Genomic DNA, 16,511 nt, shown 5'->3' with positions numbered 1-16,511 from the left:
ATCCGAACCCAACCGCACGGCATCCCCACCGCACCGAACCGCACGGCATCCGCAGACCACCTTCCGCATCCGACCGGGGGTCACGACCATGACCAGTCCGACTTCGCGCAGAACCGTTCTGACCGCCGCGCTCGCCGCCGCGGCGGGCGCCGGCACGGTGGCCGCGTCCGCCGCGCCCGCGTCCGCCGCCCCGTCCTCACCCGCAGGCCCCTCCGCACCCCCGGCGGCCCTCGTGGACAACCGCTTCTGGCACACCTACACCGACTGGCGCTGCGGCACCGGCGACGGCACCCGGATCCTCCCCGGCGCCCGCCCCGGCCTGGTGATCGCCACCCCGGCCGGCCGCGTCGACCACACCGACCCGCACACCGGGGAGACGGCCGCCTGGGACTACGCCACCTGGACCTCGCCCGTCCACCGCTCCGCCGTCCCGGCCACCGAGGTGATCGCCTCCTGGAACGCCCGTACGCCGGCCGGCACCTGGATCCAGGTCGAGCTGAGCGGCCGGTACGCCGACGGCACCGACACCCCCTGGTTCGTGATGGGCCGCTGGGCGGCGGGCGACGGCGACATCCGGCGTACGTCCGTCGACGGCCAGGGCGACCCGCGCAGCACCGTGTGGACGGACACCCTCTCGGTGGACGACCCGGCGAGCGGCGTACGCCTGGTCTCCTTCCGGCTGCGGCTGACGCTGTACCGCGCCCCCGGCAGCCGCCTCACCCCGACCGTGTGGCGGGTCGGCGCGATGGCCTCCGGCGTGCCCGACCGCTTCACCGTGCCCGAGACCGCCCCCGGGCCCGCCCGCGAACTGCCCGTGCCCCGCTACTCGCAGAACATCCACATCGGGCAGTACCCCGAGTACGACAACGGCGGCGAGGCGTGGTGCAGCCCCACCTCCTCGCAGATGATCATCGAGTACTGGGGCCGCAAGCCCACCGCCGAGGACCTCGCCTGGGTCAAGCCCGGCCTGCCCGACCCCCAGGTCTGCCACGCCGCCCGCAGCACCTACGACTACCAGTACGGGGGCTGCGGCAACTGGCCGTTCAACGCCGCCTACGCCGCCACGTACCGCGACATGAACGCCGTCGTCACCCGGCTCGGCTCGCTCACCGACGTGGAGCGGCTGGTCCGCGCCGGAATCCCCGTCATCACCTCCCAGTCCTTCCTGAAGGAAGAGCTGACCGGCGCCGGATACGGCACGTCGGGCCACCTGATGACGGTCATCGGCTTCACCCCCGAGGGCGACGTCATCGCGAACGACCCCGCGTCACCCGACAACGACGCGGTACGCCGGGTCTACCGCAGGCGCGAGTTCGAGAACGTGTGGCTCAGGACCAAGCGGTACGACGCCGAGGGGAAGGTCAGGAGCGGGACGGGCGGGGTGTGTTACGTGTACTGGCCCGACCGGCCGACGCCTTCCCGGCAGCGGGTCCTCAGGTCGCTCGGGCTGGTGTGACCCCGCCGGATCGAGGGGAATCCCCCCGAAACGTATGCGCGCGGTGATCATGGGATGCCACAGTTGAAGCATGCGCAGTGACGAGGTCGGCACACAGGGTTCCGTCGCCGACCTGGCACAGGAGCGGTGGGGAGTCGCGCTGGGAGAGCCGTTCCCGGCGCGGTTCGCCGAGGCGGGGTGGAGCTATGAGGAGGCCGTCGACCGCCGCTGTCCGGCGTGCGAGGGCGAACTGCACGCCCTGCGCCGACCGTACGAGTCGCAGGGCCGTATCTACCAGTACACGGCGCTCGTCTGCCCCACCTGCCCCGCCGTCTTCACTCTCGCCGACCTCGGGGTGAAGCGGTACGACCAGCTGACCCGCAAGGAGCGGCCGGGGCTCACGATCACGGCGATCGCCAAGGTTCCGGCGCAGCCGGGGCCGGGGGCACGCGCGGGCGGCGGCCCGGCATGGCCCCCAGGACCTGCCCGTGCCCGAGGGGGCCGAGCCGCGCGCCCTGGCGTGGTGGAAGGCCGCCGACCCGACGTGGCGCCCGGCCGAAGCGGCGCTCGCGGCGGCCGAGGACGCGCGGGTGATCCTCCCCGACGGCCCGGAGTACGAGGAGCTGCGGGGCTGGCTGAAGGAGCGTGACGTCCCGTACCGCGTCAGCCGCCACTGGGAAGAGGCCGAGCAGGTCGGCACGGTGAACGACACCGGCGGCCGTACGGAGTTGGTCGCGGTTCCCCAGGGCGCGGCCCCGGCGGCGGGGCCCTGGGCGGTCGCCGCCCGGGACGCCTTCGCCGCCCAGTGGGACGCGTTGGAGGAGTTGCCGGAGGGCGACGCCGACACCTACGTGCCCGTCGGCGCCCTGGTGCCGGCGGACTGGGCGGAGCTGCTGCCGCACCCGTCGTTCAACCCGGTCCAGGCCGCCGCCGTCCCGGTGGTGCTGGAGGGTCAGAAGCATCTGGTCGTCGTGGCGCCGACGGGCGCGGGGAAGACCCCGATCGGGATGGTCGCGGCGCTGGAGGCCTACGCCCGCGGGCGCAAGGCGGCCTGGCTGGTGCCGCAGCGTTCACTCACCGACGAACTCGACCGTGACCTCCAGCTGTGGCGGAGCCGTGGGCTGCGGGTGGTGCGCCTGACCGGCGAGGCCGCGGTGGACACGGAGTTGATCCGGTCGGCCGACGTCTGGGTGGCCACGACCGAGAAGTTCGAGGCGATCTGCCGCGCGGGCTCGCTGCGGGACGCCCTCGCGGAGGTCGGCTGCCTGGTGGTGGACGAGATCCATCTGCTCGGCGACCCGACGCGCGGAGCCGTACTGGAGGCGCTGCTCGCCCGCGTCCGGGAGGACAGCGCGGGCACCCGCATCGTCGGCCTGTCCGCGACGGTCGCCAACGCGGAGGAGGTGGCCCGGTGGCTGGGCGCCCGCCTGGTCCGCACCACCTGGCGCCCGACCCGGCTCACCTGGCAGTTGCCCCTCCTGGACCCGGTCGACGAGACGGACTGGGCGGCGCGGGCCGCCGTCCGTACCGGGGCCGCCGTGCGGATCGCCCGGCAGGTCACCGACGGCGGCGGCAGCGTCCTCGTCTTCTGCGGGAGCAAGCGCCGGGTGCGCTCGACGGCGCTCGCGCTGGCCGCCGACCGGGGCGTCTCCACCGTCGGCGTGGACGCGGACGACGCCGAAGCCGTGGAGCGGCTGTGCACCGGGGCCGGGGTGCGGCTGCACTACCGGGACTGGCCGTACAAGCGGGAGGCCGAACAGGCCTTCCGGGCCCGCGAGGCGGATGTCCTGGTCGCCACCTCCACGGTGGCTGCGGGCGTCAATCTGCCCGCCCGCGCGGTGATCGTCAGCGACACCACCCTCGGCATGGACCGCGTCGAGGTGTCGATGGTCCAGCAGATGTTCGGCCGCGCAGGCCGCATCGGCGCCGGAGAGCGTGAGGGCTGGGCGTTCCTGCTCACCGACCCGGCGGAGCGGGCCCACTGGCAGGCGAGGCTGGCCGCCGGATACACCGTGCGGTCACGTCTGGCCGACCACGTGGCCGACCATCGCCTCGCCGAGGCCGTGCAGCAGCGGCTGTCGACCCTCGAAGAGGCGGGGAGCTGGTGGGCCGGGACGTTCGCCGCGTACCAGGGCCACGACAGTGTCGAACCGCTGCACGAGGCGGCGAAGTTCCTCGCCTCGGTGGGCTGTCTGCGGCCCGCTGCCGACGAGGACCGGCTGGAGCCCAGCGCGCTGGGCCGGCTGACCAGCCGCTTCATGGTCGACGCCGTGCTCGCCGACGACCTGGCGACGGCACTGCGGCAGGCCCCGGTGCCCGACGACCCGCTCGCCGCCGAGAACCTGCTCGCGGACCTGCTCAGCACCTGCCTGCCCGTACTCGAACAGGCGCCGTTCACCGAGCGGGCGAAGACGGCCCTGCGCGCGGCCCTCCGGGAGACCGGACGGGCGGCCGACGAGCCGGACACCCCCCGGCGGCCGGTCCCTGCGGAGGCACCGGCGCCTGCCGAGGACGAACAGCGGCCCCGGGCCGGAGACCTGGCCCGCGCGGTCCTGCTCCTCGCGGCGCACCGGCCCGCCCTCTTCCGCGGCCGTCCCGCGTACGTCCTGGGCATCCCCGTGGACTCCATGACCGGCATCCTGGAGGAGGCCCGGCGCTACCTGGCCTGGCTCGGTGCGCAGGGCCCCCTCGGCACGGTCCACCCGTGGGTGGCCGTCGTCGCCGCCGACCTCTCGCTGCGCATCCGCTGGCGCACGCTGGGGGCCGGCCGAGGAGCCGGACGCCTCCTCTGGATGTGCGAGCGCATGGCCACGGCCCCGCTCGCGCCCGGCCTCGTCCCCCGCATGTGGAAGGCGGCCCGGGCCCGCGGCATCGACGCGCCCGACTGGAACGGCACGACGCCGCCGGGCGACTGCGCCATCTCCCGGGACGGCTACCGCGCTCTCCTCGCGGAGCGGGTCACCGGAACCCGCCTCACCCTCCAGGGCGAAGAAGTCCGCGTCTGGGCCCCGCCGGGGGCGGCCATCCGCCTGTGGAGCGGGGCGACCACGACGCTGCACATCGCCGACGGCGAGGAGACCACGCTGCTCCTGCCGCCCGCCGGCCCGGCCGGTGCGGGGGACGGATGCCGGGGCGCGGCCGTCTTCACCCGTGGCGACCGGCTGGCGTCGGGATGGCTCGGAACGTACGCGGCGCTGCCCGTCTGACCCGGGCGGCCGCGGCCGGACCGGATGTGAGCAAAGCGCCCCCGGCGTAACGGAGTTGCCAGAGGGGCGCGCTATGTTGAACGTGTGACCGACATCGAATCGCGTATCGACACCACCCGGCCGCACACCGCCCGCATCTGGAACTACTGGACCGGCGGCAAGGACAACTATCCGGTCGACCGGGCGGCCGGTGACGAGATCCGGGCGCTGCACCCCGGGATCGGCGATTACGCGAAGGCGGACCGGCTGTTCCTGGGGCGGGCGGTGCGCCATCTGGCCGAGCAGGAGGGCATCACGCAGTTCCTGGACATCGGAACGGGGCTGCCCAGCGCCGACAACACCCACGAAGTAGCCCAGCGTGTGGCCCCCGACGCCCGTGTCGTGTACGTGGACAACGACCCGCTCGTCCTGGCGCACGCCCAGGCGCTGCTGGTCGGGACGCCCGAGGGGCGCATCGACTACCTGGACGCCGATCTGCGCGACGTCGACGGCATCCTGGCCGCGGCGGCGAAGACGCTCGACCTCTCGCAGCCGGTGGCGCTGATGCTCCTCGGCGTCGTCATCTTCATCGAGGACGACGAGCAGGCGTACGCGATCGTGCGCCGGCTCATGGACGCGCTCGCGCCCGGCAGCCACCTGGTCCTCTCCCACACGGTCACGCACCCCGACATGCCGGACGTCGACGAGGCGGTGGCGTTCTGGAACGAGCACGGCACCCCGAAGCTCACGCAGCGCACCCCGGACGCCGTCGAGCGCTACTTCGACGGCCTGGAACTGCTGGAGCCCGGCGTGGTGTCGTGCTCCGCGTGGCGGGCCCCGACGCCGACGCCGGACGTCGCGATGTACGCGGGCGTCGGCCGCAAGTGACGGTTCGTCCCCGGGGCCGGCGTTCCTCGCCGCCGGCCCCGGGAGCCTCACCCCGTCACCGTCAGGCGGTACGTCGTCGGCGCACCGCCCCCACCACCGCGTCGACCACCAGGAACCCGGCCAGGGTCACCCCCAGGACCGGCAGCGCCCAGCCCAGGGCCGCCACGGCCGGGATGCCCAGGACGAGGGCGGGCAGCGGGATCCGCCGCCACGCCCCGCGCTCGGGGGCCTTGCCGACCGGCGCGGGCCGGTCGCCCCGGGTGGGCCGCCGCTGCCACCACATGCGGTAACCCCAGACGATCACCGCGGTCAGACCGAGGGCGATCAGCGCCAGCACGATCTGGTTGACGACCCCGAACAGCACCCCCATGTGGCCCTGCACGCCCAGCTTGCTGAGCTTGTTCAGGGCCGGGTGGTCGGCCCAGCGGGTGCGCGAGGTGATCTCGCCGCTCGTCGTGTCCACGGCCACCCGGTCGTAGTGCACCGGCCAGGTGTTGTCGGTCTGCGCCACGACCCAGGCGCTCGCCGCGTCCGCCGGGGGCGTCACCTCCACGATCCCGCCGAGACCCGCGCCCCGGGCCGCCGCGAGAGCCGCGTCGAAGTCCGCCGGATCGGCGTCGGCACTCGCTCCGCCGGAACCGCCGTGCCCGGCGTGCTCCGAGTGGTCCTCGGCAGGGGCGTCGGCGCCCGGCAGCGCCGTGTCCAGGGCCGGGGCGTTGCCGTTCGCCGCGTCCAGCAGCCGTCCGAACCGCTCGCCGCCGTAGTTCGACCAGGTGAGGCCCGTGGCGCTCAGGAACAGAAGCCCCAGCGCCAGCCACACCCCGGTGGCCGCGTGCCAGCCGCGGGTCCGCCGTACCCCCTTGGCCGTACGGTCCGGAAGCAGCACACCGCGGGCCGACCTGGCGCGCAGCCCCCGGGCTCGCCCGAGCCACAGCACCAGGCCGCCCGCGACGGCCACCCACAGCCAGCTCGCGGCGACCTCGGAGTAGAGGCGGCCGGTCTCGCCGAGGTGGAGATTGCGGTGCAGGTCGTCGAGCCAGGTGGTGAGCGGTGTCGACCCGAACCAGGTCGTCAGCTCGCCCCGCACCTCCGCGGTGTACGGGTCGACGAACACCGTGCGCTGGTTCTCGCCCAGCTCCGGCACCGCGAGCACCACCCGGGTGGTGTCCTCGGGGCCCGGCGGAGTGATCACCGACGCCAGGGTGCCCTCGGGGTACGCGGCCCGCGCGGCGGCGATCTGTTCTGCCAGCGGGCGCACGTCGTCGCCGACCCGGTCGACCCGGAGCTGGTCGCCGTAGACGAGCCGGTCGAGCTGGGGCGTCAGCGTGTAGGCCAGCCCGGTCAGCGCGGCCACCACCAGGAAGGGGGCGACGAGCACCCCGGCGTAGAAGTGCAGCCGGACCAGGAGATGCCGCACCTCCGCCCAGGAGCGGGCCGGGCGCGGCCGCCCGGACGTGGCTTTCGCGGGGCCGCCCGGTCTCCCGGCAGCCGAATCCTGGGCCTTCCCCTCTCCCTCGTTCTGCTCTTCCTCGTTCTGCGGTATTTCTTCGGTTCTGTGGGACATGGATGCTCCTCGGAGGGCGGACGGTGACGGACGCGCGCCCGACGGCTCCCGCACGCATGCCTCAGGGACGCCGGAGCGGTTCCGGCGTCGGGACAGGTGAGGGGAGAGGTCAGGCGGAGGCCGCCACGGGCGGCCCGCGCCGGGACCGGGACCGGGCGAGGAGCGCCCCGAACCGGATCCGCGCCGCCACCGGCGGCACCGGGCGCGACCGGGACGGGCAGGGGAGGGACGGGGCGGACCGGAGGACGAGGCGCGGGGCGAGCAGCGCGCCGAGGCGTCGCAGCACCCGCTCCCCGTACAGCACGCAGAGGGCCGCCCCGAGCGTGGCCGCCGCGTGGGCCAGGATCATCCCGGCGTCCATGGCATGCGCGGCCCCGGGGTCCCCGGACGCCCCGGCCATGTGGTGCTGGTGCCCGTGCCCGGCGGGCATCCCGGGGTGCGTGCCGCCACCGGGGGCCGGGAGGAAGTGGAACGCGTTGTGCAGGGCGAACTGGGTCGCCCCGAGCGCCGGCACCACGACGTCGAAGCGCCGCTTCCGCCCGCCGAGCAGCAGGGCGCCCTGCACGGTCAGAGCGAGGAACAGGAGCGCGAGCACCCCCGCGCCGGGCAGCCGCCCGCCCGCCGCGACATGGCTCGCGGCACCGAGGGCCAGGCACGCCGAGCCGCAGAGCAGGCCCCTGGCCGCTCGCCTCGGCAGGCCGCCCGGTGCACGCATGGACACAAGGTAGCCAGCCGCCTCGGGAGGCTCGGCGGGGGGTACGGCGTGCGGCTCGGTGCCGCGGTCTCTTCCCATGGGGCAGTAGTCGGCCGGATGGCCGAAAAAGTTCCCGCAGTGTTGGGATCCGGAAAGGAGCCCGGCACCGACGCCGGTGCCCGAGCCCCGACCCCGCAGGCCCACCGCAGTCCCGGCCGTCCCCGCGAGGTCTCCCCCCCCCCCGCCGGGGACTCAGCCCCCGTGCTTCTTCCCGGCGGCCACGGCGGCCCGCTCCAGTCGCTCCCGGTGGCCTGCCCAGTACGCCGCGTCGCCCGGCGGGACGCCGGTGTTGGCCTGGTTCATCCCGACGGCCCCGTCGATGAGTTCGCGCAGGATGTCCGCGTGCCCGGCGTGCCGGTGCGTATCGCCGGTCACGCGGACGACGGCGTGGAGCAGCGTCACGTCGTCGCGGCCGGACGGCCACCAGGGCACCCGGCCGACCGTGTCCAGCTCCAGCGCGTCGAGCGTCGCGTCCGCGTGGGCCCACGCCCGCCGGTAGAGGCCCACGATCTGCTCGCGCGACTCCTCGGGGGTGGCCCACATGTCCGCGTTGGCCTCGGCGCCCTCCGCGACCCAGGGCAGCGCCTCACCGGACGGCCGCCCGAAGGTATCGCCGAGGTAGCCGAGTTCGACGCTCGCCACATGCTTGACCAGGCCCAGCAGATTGGTGCCGGTGGGCGTGAGGGGGCGGCGGATGTCGTACTCCGAGAGCCCGTCGAGCTTCCAGAGCAGGGCGTCACGGGCGGCCTGCAGGTAGAGGCGGAGGATGTCCTTGGGGGCTGATGCATTCATGGGCCCAGCATGTCGGGCGGCCCGACCGGGTTCACCGGGATTTCGCGTGCCGGGATCGCGGGGCGCCACGCTGTGGCGTCGCCCACAGCGGACCCCGGCCCCGTGCTCCCGGCGCGGCGGCTTTTCCGTGCCGTGACGGGGGAGCGGTACGGCACCCGTCCCCCGGGCCGCATCGCGCCGTGACCGGGATCTCGTTCTGTCCGGGCCCCGGCGCTGGCACGCTGGTCGGGTCACCAAGGGGGCGGGGCCCCTGCCGCAGCCGTACGAAGAGCGAGACGCCCATGACCGCGACCAGCGCCGCAGGAAACGCCCACCACGCCCGCCGGGCCCGTACCGGTGGCCCCGAGGACGGCTCGAAGCTGATGGAGCACATCGCCGGCTGGGCCTTCGTCGTCGTGTTCGCGATGCTCGTCACCCAGCTCGGCCTGCTCTAGGAGGTGTCTTGGGCCCGGCGTCGAACTGCCGCCGGAAACGGCTGTGGGGGGTGGCGAACCGCCACCCCCCACAGCCGCGCGGCCGGCTAGTCGATCGCCTTGATCAGCTCGCCGTTCGTCGTGTCACCGCTCAGCTCCCAGAAGAACGTGCCGCCGAGGCTCTGCTCGTTCTTGTAGGTCATCTTGGTGCCGATGGTCTCCGGGGTGTCGTAGCTCCACCAGTTGTTCCCGCAGTGCGCGTACGCCGTGCCCGCGACCTTGCCCGTGGCCGGGCAGCTGTCCTTGAGGACCTTGTAGTCCTCGATGCCCGCCTCGTACGTCCCCGGCGCGGCGCCCGTCGCGCTGCCGCCCGGCTCGGACTGCGTGACGCCGGTCCAGCCGCGGCCGTAGAAGCCGATGCCCAGCAGCAGCTTCTCCGACGGGATGCCCAGCCCCTTCAGCTTGGAGATCGCGGCGTCGGAGTTGAAGCCCTCCGACGGGATGCCCGGGTAGGAGGTCAGCGGGGAGTGCGGGGCCGTCGGGCCCTGCGCCGAGAACGCGCCGAAGAAGTCGTACGTCATCGGCAGGTACCAGTCGAGGTGCTGCGCCGCCCCCGCGTAGTCCACCGCGTCGATCTTGCCGCCGTCGGAGCCGTCCGCGGTGATCGCCGAGGTGATCAGGTTGTCGTTCCCGAAGGCCTTGCGCAGCTCGCCCAGCAGGTTGCCGTACGCGTCGCGGCCGCTGGTGTCACAGGTGAGCCCGCAGGCGTTGGGGTACTCCCAGTCGATGTCGATGCCGTCGAAGACATCGGCCCAGCGGGGGTCCTCCACCAGGTCGTAGCAGGACTTCGCGAACGCGGCCGGGTTCTGCGCGGCCTCACCGAAGCCGCCGGACCAGCTCCAGCCGCCGAAGGACCACAGGACCTTGAGGTCGGGGTGGAGCTTCTTCAGCTTGCGCAACTGGTTGAAGTTGCCCCGCAGTTCCTGGTCCCAGGTGTCGGCGACCCCGTCGACCGACTCCTCGGCGGTGTAGGCCTTCTCGTAGTCGGCGTAGGAGTCGCCGATCTGGCACTTGCCGCCGGTCACGTTGCCGAAGGCGTAGTTGATGTGGGTCAGCTTGTCCGCGGAACCCGACGTCTCGATGTTCTTGACGTGGTAATTGCGGTCGTACGTACCCCAGTTGGTGAAGTATCCGATCACCTTGTCACCCGCGGCGGCCGTGGGGGCGGCCTCCTTCGCGGCGGCGGCGTCGGACCGGGCGGTGGGGGTCGCGCCGGCCGGGGACGTGCCCGCGACGCCGAGCAGGGTGGCGCCGAGGGCCGCCGTACAGGCGGCCGCGGCGAGCGCCCGGAGCCGGGCGCGGGGACGGTGCAGCTTGAGCATCGTGGCTCCTCGTGGGGGAGGGCTGGTGCGTGGGGGGTGCTGGCCGAACACCGGGCAGGTGCGCCCGGTTTGACATGAACGCGGTTGGTGTTGGGGGGAACCGTAGAAGGACTAGACCAGTTGGGTCAATGGTTCGGACCAATTCGCTGATCGTTTCTGCCCTCTTCACGCCTCCGACCTGCCTTTTGCCCCCGTGACGGAGGGCGTCCGATCGGGCATACTCAACCCGCCACAGCCGATGACCGCGCCACCCGTGACCCGGGAGGGCAGGATCGGCTGCGCAGTCTGCTTTTCCCGGGACCATCTCCGGGAGATCACCCGGCGGCGCCTCTCCCACCCCGAGCGCGCGACCGCCGCAACGCCCGACAGGGAGGAGAGCGCCGTCATGTCCGACCGTGCCCCGCAGCCGGTGGAACGCCGTCTGCCCACCGAGGAGTCCCGGCAGCTCGTCGCGCTCGTCCGCGACATCGTGTCCAAGGAGATCGCTCCCCGGGCGGCCGAGGAGGAGGAAGCGGGCGTCTTCCCCCGCGAGGTCTTCACCCTCCTGTCCGAGTCCGGACTCCTCGGACTCCCGTACGGCTCCGACCACGGCGGCGGTGACCAGCCCTACGAGGTCTACCTCCAGGTCCTGGAGGAACTGGCCGCCGCCCGGCTCACCGTGGGACTCGGCGTCAGCGTCCACTCGCTCGCCTGTCACGCGCTCGCCGGATACGGCACCGACGAGCAGCGGGCCGCGCACCTCCCGGCGATGCTCTCCGGCGGCCTGCTGGGCGCCTACTGCCTCTCCGAGCCCGCCTCCGGCTCCGACGCCGCCTCGCTGCGCACCAAGGCCGTACGGGACGGGGGCGACTGGGTCATCACCGGGACCAAGGCGTGGATCACCCACGGCGGGGTCGCGGACTTCTACACGGTGCTGGCCAGGACCGGCGTCGAGGGTGCCCGTGGCATCACGGCCTTCCTCGTGCCCGGCGACGCCGAAGGGCTGAACGCCGCCCTCCCCGAGAAGAAGATGGGGATGAAGGGCTCGCCCACCGCCCAGCTCCACTTCGACGGCGTACGGGTCGGCGACGACCGGCGCATCGGCGAGGAGGGCCAGGGCTTCGCCATCGCCCTGTCCGCCCTCGACTCCGGGCGGCTCGGCATCGCCGCGTGTGCCATCGGGGTCGCCCAGGCCGCCCTGGACGAGGCCGTCCGCTACGCCACCGACCGGCGCCAGTTCGGCCGCCCCATCGCGGACTTCCAGGGGCTGCGGTTCATGCTCGCCGACATGGCCACCCAGATCGAGGCCGGCCGGGCGCTGTATCTGGAGGCGGCACGGCTGCGGGACGCGGGGGAGCCCTTCTCCCGGCAGGCCGCCATGGCGAAGCTGTTCTGCACGGACGCTGCCATGCGGGTGACCACCGACGCTGTCCAGGTGCTCGGCGGATACGGCTACACGCTCGACTTCCCGGTCGAACGGCTGATGCGCGAGGCGAAGGTGCTCCAGATCGTGGAGGGCACCAACCAGATTCAGCGCATGGTCATCGCACGCCACCTCGCGGGCCCCGAGACGCGCTGAACCGCAGCGGCCCCTCCGACCACGCGGGCAGGGCCGCGGCCTGGGTCCACTCCGGGTCGCGGCGCCCCGGCACGGTTCTTCCGGCACTCTCCCACTGTCTGAGCAGAGCGCTGTAGATCGGTGGATCCACGGGGGCTCCCATGGGTGAGTTCCCCGTGGAGCGGGGCAGCGGCTGAGCGGGCGTTCCCGGCTGCGGAACCGATTCTTCGGGGGCGGGTGCGGCGAGCCGGCGGCGACCCGAACCGACTGGTGAATGCAGCGTGGTCATACGGGGCCAACGCCTCGGGGCGGGCCGGGGTAACTGTCCCGTCGATTCGAGCGCTCGTTCGCGGGGCCCACGTCCCGGGCCGAGGGCCGGGGGAGCCCGCGGGCACCACGGCGGCGGGCCGTCGTGGTGCTGGGCAGGACGTACGGGGTGCGGGTCAGGCCGCCTCGCGCCGCATCCGCGGCACGCGCAGCGGGCGGGAGCCGGGACCTCCGGCGTGCGAGAAGGGCTGCATCCGCCAGTCGAGGCCCTGGGGGAGCGTCAGCAGCAGCCCGGCCTCCTGCTCCTGGAGCTCCAGCGTCTCGTCCGCGGGCCGGGCCTCGCTCGCGCCGCGGCCGGTCCCGGCGCAGACGGTGAGCACGAAGGGGTTCCACGGCGTGGGGCACCGGGCGTGCTCCGGCAGGACGTCCTCGTCGGCCAGCAGCGCGATAGGCTGGGCGCAGTCCGGGCAGATCACCCGGAACATCTCGAACATGTCGTACGCGTCGAAACCGTCGTCGTCCGGATCGACAGGCTCCGGTTCGGTGCGTTCGGTGAGCTTCAGGCTCTGCATGGAAATTCCCCCCTCGGGTGGGCCGACAAGGCGACACGGCCTCGGCCACAGCAAGCACTTCCCGCCGCGGGTGGCCGATAACCGCGAGGCGGTCCGCTACCGACCCGCGAACCTGTGGCGTTCGTCACATGCCGCCCGCAGGTGCCGTTCCGTGACCCGTGCGACTGTGCCGAGCGGTGCCCGGGGCCATAGGTTGATCCGCATGGAGGAGCTGGACCGTCAGATCGTTGAGTTGCTCGTCAAGGACGGGCGGATGAGCTACACCGACCTGGGCAAGGCCACGGGCCTGTCCACCTCGGCGGTTCATCAGCGTGTCCGCAGGCTGGAGCAGCGCGGGGTGATCCGCGGCTATGCCGCGGTCGTCGACCCCGAGGCCGTCGGGCTGCCCCTCACCGCGTTCATCTCGGTGAAGCCGTTCGACCCGAGCGCCCCCGACGACATCGCCGAACGGCTCGCCGGGGTGCCCGAACTGGAGGCCTGCCACAGCGTCGCCGGGGACGAGAACTACATCCTCAAGGTGCGGGTGGCGACCCCGCTGGAGCTGGAGCACCTGCTCACCCGGATCCGTACGCTCGCCGGCGTGTCCACCCGGACCACGGTCGTCCTGTCCACCCCGTACGAGGCCCGGCCCCCGCGGATCTGAAGCCGCGGAGCTCCAGGTCCGGGTCCGGGACCCCGCCCCTCCGGAGGGGGCCGCGGTCCGGGCGGCCCCCGCCAGGCGCGAGACTGGTCCCATGAGCCAGAGCACCGCCCCCCAGAGCACCCCCGACCACCGCACCGTCCTGCTGCGCGGCGGAGACGTCCACAGCCCCGCCGACCCGTTCGCCACCGCGATGGTCGTCGAACGCGGGCACGTCGCCTGGGTGGGGTCCGAAGGGGCCGCCGACGCCTTCGCGAGCGGCGTGGACGAGGTGGTCGACCTCGAAGGCGCCCTGGTCACCCCGGCGTTCACCGACGCCCATGTGCACACCACCGCCACCGGCCTGGCCCTGACCGGGCTCGACCTCTCGGGCGCCCGCACCCTGCCCGAGGCGCTCGGCCTCGTCCGGGCGTTCGGCCACGGCCGCGCCTCCGGGGACGTCCTGCTCGGACACGGCTGGGACGCCGCCCGCTGGCCCGAGCGGCGGCACCCCTCACGCGCCGAACTCGACGAGGCGGCCGGCGGCCGGGCCCTCTACCTGCCGCGCATCGACGTGCACTCCGCGGTCGTCACGACGGCCCTGCTGGACCTGGTCCCCGGCGTCACCACGATGAGCGGGTATCACCCGGACGGTCCGCTCACCGGCGACGCCCACCACGCGGTGCGGGCCGCCGCCCACAACGCGCTTCCGGCCGCCCAGCGGGCCGCCGCCCAGCGCGCCGCCCTCGACCACGCCGTCTCCCTCGGCATCGGCAGCGTCCACGAGTGCGGCGGGCCCGAGATCTCCGACGAGGAGGACTTCACCGCCCTCCTCGCCCTCGCCGCCGAGCGGCCCGGACCCCGCGTCTTCGGCCTCTGGGCCGAGGAGATCGCGGACGAGAAGGACGCCCGTCGCATCCGCGAACTCGGCGCGATCGGCGCGGCCGGAGACCTGTTTGTCGACGGCTCCCTCGGCTCGCACACCGCCTGCCTGCACCAGCCCTACACCGACGCCCCGCACACCGGCACCGCCCACCTGGACGCCGCCCGGATCGCCGCCCACGTCACCGCCTGCACCGAGGCGGGCCTCCAGGCGGGCTTCCACGCCATCGGCGACGCAGCGGTCACCGCCGTGGTGGACGGGGTCAGGGCCGTGGCCGGGACGCTCGGCCTCGACCGGATCCGGGCCGCCCGGCACCGTGTCGAACACGCCGAGATGCTCACCCCCGAGACGATCGCCGCCTTCGCGGAACTGGGCCTCACCGCCTCCGTCCAGCCCGCCTTCGACGCCGCCTGGGGCGGCCCGGACGGGATGTACGCCGCACGCCTCGGCGCGGAGCGGGCCGCCTCCCTCAACCCGTACGCCGCGCTGCTGCGCGCCGGAGTGCCGCTCGCCTTCGGCTCCGACAGCCCCGTCACCCCGCTCGACCCCTGGGGCACCGTGCGGGCCGCCGCCCACCACCGCACCCCGGAGCACCGCGTCTCGGTCCGCGCCGGGTTCACCGCCCACACCCGGGGCGGCTGGCGCGCCATCGGCCGCGACGACGCGGGCCTCCTGGTGCCCGGCGCCCCCGCCGACTACGCCGTCTGGCGGACCTCCGAACTGCTGGTCCAGGCCCCCGACGACCGGGTCGCCCGCTGGTCCACCGACCCCCGGTCCGGCACACCCGGCCTGCCGGACCTGACTCCCGGGGCCGACCTGCCCGTCTGCCTGCGGACCGTGGTCCTCGGACAAACGGTCTACGTGCGACCGAACGAGTGACGTCGGGACATTTCGTACCGCCGATCGATGGCCCGATCACCGGTCCACGACCTGCGCCGCTTCGGCACTGACCAGGCCATTTCGGTAAAAGTCGCAGGTCGCACAGGTGTTGACAGAAAGCGCCCACGGGCCGGTAGGTTCGGCCGGGTCCACCACAGGACGTCCGACCGGTTAAACCTCCACGTAGTCGTCGAACGCCGCTGGGTCATGAGGCGGTGTGCCGCACCGGCGCACCACCGCTGACAGCCAGGTTCAGCGCCCGCGCCTCGGGGGCGAGGGAAGGATTCAGCCGGCGGAGGGTGGGATCCGGGTGGGGCCCGGACGTTCAGTAGACAACGGCTTTCGGTCGACCCGCAGCCAGCGGGTCCCAGGTCGGCCCGAAGGGCGCCGGGCCCCGATCCGCAGTTCCCCCGTGGGGGCGCGACCTTCCGGCCGGTGCGCTGGATATGGTGTCCCCCTGTGTTCGGACTCTAAGGGGCAGTAGTGAACGACGGCGGTCAGAGGCAGTTCGGCCCGCTCGGCAAGGTTCTGGTGATCATTCCGACCTACAACGAGGTCGAGAACATCAAGCCGATCGTCGACCGGGTGCGCACCGCCGTCCCGGACGCCGACATCCTGGTGGCCGACGACAACAGCCCCGACGGCACCGGCAAGGCGGCCGACGAGATCGCGGCGGCCGACGACCAGGTCCACGTCCTGCACCGCAAGGGCAAGGAAGGGCTCGGCGCCGCCTACCTCGCGGGCTTCGCGTGGGGCTCCGAGCACGGCTACGGCGTCCTCGTCGAGATGGACGCCGACGGCTCCCACCAGCCCGAGGAGCTGCCCCGGCTGCTCACCGCGCTCAAGGGCGCCGACCTGGTCCTGGGATCCCGCTGGGTGCCCGGCGGGCGCGTCGTGAACTGGCCCAAGAGCCGCGAGGTCATCTCGCGCGGCGGCAGCCTCTATTCCCGGCTCGCCCTCGGCCTCTCCGTCCGGGACGTCACCGGCGGCTACCGCGCCTTCCGCACCGAGACGCTGAACGGCCTCGGGCTCGGCGAGGTCGCCTCGCAGGGCTACTGCTTCCAGGTGGACCTCGCCCGCCGCGCGGTCGAGGCGGGCTACCACGTCGTCGAGGTCCCCATCACCTTCGTCGACCGGGAGATCGGCGACTCGAAGATGAGCCGGGACATCCTCGTCGAGGCGCTCTGGCGGGTCACCGGCTGGGGCATCACCTCCCGCGCGAACAAGGTCCTGGGCCGCAAGACCCTCTGACACCTCCGGGGCCCGCGGCCGAGGGCGGCGCCGGGACTCGCGCCCGGTCGCCCGCCCGACCGGTCCGCTTCATGATCACCCCCTTACGCC

The 16,511-nt window shown here is 73.7% G+C and carries 13 protein-coding genes; 8 read left to right on the top strand and 5 right to left on the bottom strand.

Annotated features, from left to right (window positions below):
• Positions 1–88 precede the first annotated feature (88 nt).
• From WQO_RS04945 to WQO_RS04935, 3 genes are all read left to right on the top strand, one after another.
• A complete protein-coding gene (locus WQO_RS04945) occupies positions 89–1,456 on the top strand; it encodes a peptidase C39 family protein (RefSeq protein WP_010057391.1) in 1,368 nt (455 codons plus the stop codon).
• 467 nt (positions 1,457–1,923) lie between these two features.
• Positions 1,924–4,641, top strand: coding sequence for a DEAD/DEAH box helicase (locus WQO_RS04940; RefSeq protein ID WP_010057393.1), 2,718 nt, complete (start codon positions 1,924–1,926; stop codon positions 4,639–4,641).
• A gap of 84 nt (positions 4,642–4,725) precedes the next feature.
• On the top strand, positions 4,726–5,508 hold the full coding sequence (locus tag WQO_RS04935; protein ID WP_010057394.1) for an SAM-dependent methyltransferase: 783 nt from the start codon (positions 4,726–4,728) through the stop codon (positions 5,506–5,508).
• Between the two features lie 61 nt (positions 5,509–5,569).
• Here the strand turns inward: WQO_RS04935 and WQO_RS04930 are convergent, their stop codons facing one another.
• From WQO_RS04930 to WQO_RS04920, 3 genes are all read right to left on the bottom strand, one after another.
• A complete protein-coding gene (locus tag WQO_RS04930; RefSeq protein WP_010057395.1) occupies positions 5,570–7,072 on the bottom strand; it encodes a PepSY-associated TM helix domain-containing protein in 1,503 nt (500 codons plus the stop codon).
• Between the two features lie 109 nt (positions 7,073–7,181).
• On the bottom strand, positions 7,182–7,667 hold the full coding sequence (locus tag WQO_RS04925; RefSeq protein WP_010057396.1) for a hypothetical protein: 486 nt from the start codon (positions 7,665–7,667) through the stop codon (positions 7,182–7,184).
• 351 nt (positions 7,668–8,018) lie between these two features.
• Positions 8,019–8,618: a DinB family protein gene (locus WQO_RS04920; protein WP_010057397.1), complete on the bottom strand. Its 600-nt coding sequence runs from the start codon at positions 8,616–8,618 to the stop codon at positions 8,019–8,021.
• Between the two features lie 281 nt (positions 8,619–8,899).
• Between WQO_RS04920 and WQO_RS35615 the strand changes: the two genes are divergently transcribed.
• Positions 8,900–9,052, top strand: a complete 153-nt coding sequence (locus WQO_RS35615) for an SCO1431 family membrane protein (protein WP_010057398.1) — start codon at positions 8,900–8,902, stop codon at positions 9,050–9,052.
• 86 nt (positions 9,053–9,138) lie between these two features.
• On the opposite strand, the gene WQO_RS04915 is transcribed toward WQO_RS35615, so the two are convergent.
• On the bottom strand, positions 9,139–10,413 hold the full coding sequence (locus WQO_RS04915; protein WP_058953877.1) for a glycoside hydrolase family 18 protein: 1,275 nt from the start codon (positions 10,411–10,413) through the stop codon (positions 9,139–9,141).
• A 385-nt stretch (positions 10,414–10,798) separates the two neighbouring features.
• Here WQO_RS04915 and WQO_RS04910 point away from each other — a divergent pair, with 385 nt between their 5' ends.
• A complete protein-coding gene (locus tag WQO_RS04910; RefSeq protein ID WP_010057403.1) occupies positions 10,799–11,971 on the top strand; it encodes an acyl-CoA dehydrogenase family protein in 1,173 nt (390 codons plus the stop codon).
• Positions 11,972–12,393: 422 nt separating this feature from the next.
• On the opposite strand, the gene WQO_RS04905 is transcribed toward WQO_RS04910, so the two are convergent.
• Positions 12,394–12,789, bottom strand: coding sequence for a hypothetical protein (locus WQO_RS04905; protein ID WP_010057404.1), 396 nt, complete (start codon positions 12,787–12,789; stop codon positions 12,394–12,396).
• A gap of 202 nt (positions 12,790–12,991) precedes the next feature.
• Between WQO_RS04905 and WQO_RS04900 the strand changes: the two genes are divergently transcribed.
• The 3 genes from WQO_RS04900 (at position 12,992) to WQO_RS04890 (ending at position 16,421) form a co-directional block, all read left to right on the top strand.
• The gene (locus WQO_RS04900; RefSeq protein ID WP_010057405.1) at positions 12,992–13,432 is read left to right on the top strand and encodes an Lrp/AsnC family transcriptional regulator; all 441 of its coding nucleotides are present in this window, start codon (positions 12,992–12,994) and stop codon (positions 13,430–13,432) included.
• 91 nt (positions 13,433–13,523) lie between these two features.
• On the top strand, positions 13,524–15,170 hold the full coding sequence (locus WQO_RS04895; RefSeq protein WP_010057406.1) for an amidohydrolase: 1,647 nt from the start codon (positions 13,524–13,526) through the stop codon (positions 15,168–15,170).
• A gap of 483 nt (positions 15,171–15,653) precedes the next feature.
• Complete coding sequence (locus WQO_RS04890; protein ID WP_030722520.1) at positions 15,654–16,421, top strand: polyprenol monophosphomannose synthase; 768 nt, start codon at positions 15,654–15,656, stop codon at positions 16,419–16,421.
• The last annotated feature ends 90 nt before the right edge of the window (positions 16,422–16,511 follow it).

The organism is Streptomyces globisporus C-1027 (genome assembly GCF_000261345.2).
Lineage (GTDB): Bacteria > Actinomycetota > Actinomycetes > Streptomycetales > Streptomycetaceae > Streptomyces > Streptomyces pakalii.
This window is presented reverse-complemented; position numbering and strand designations above follow the sequence as displayed.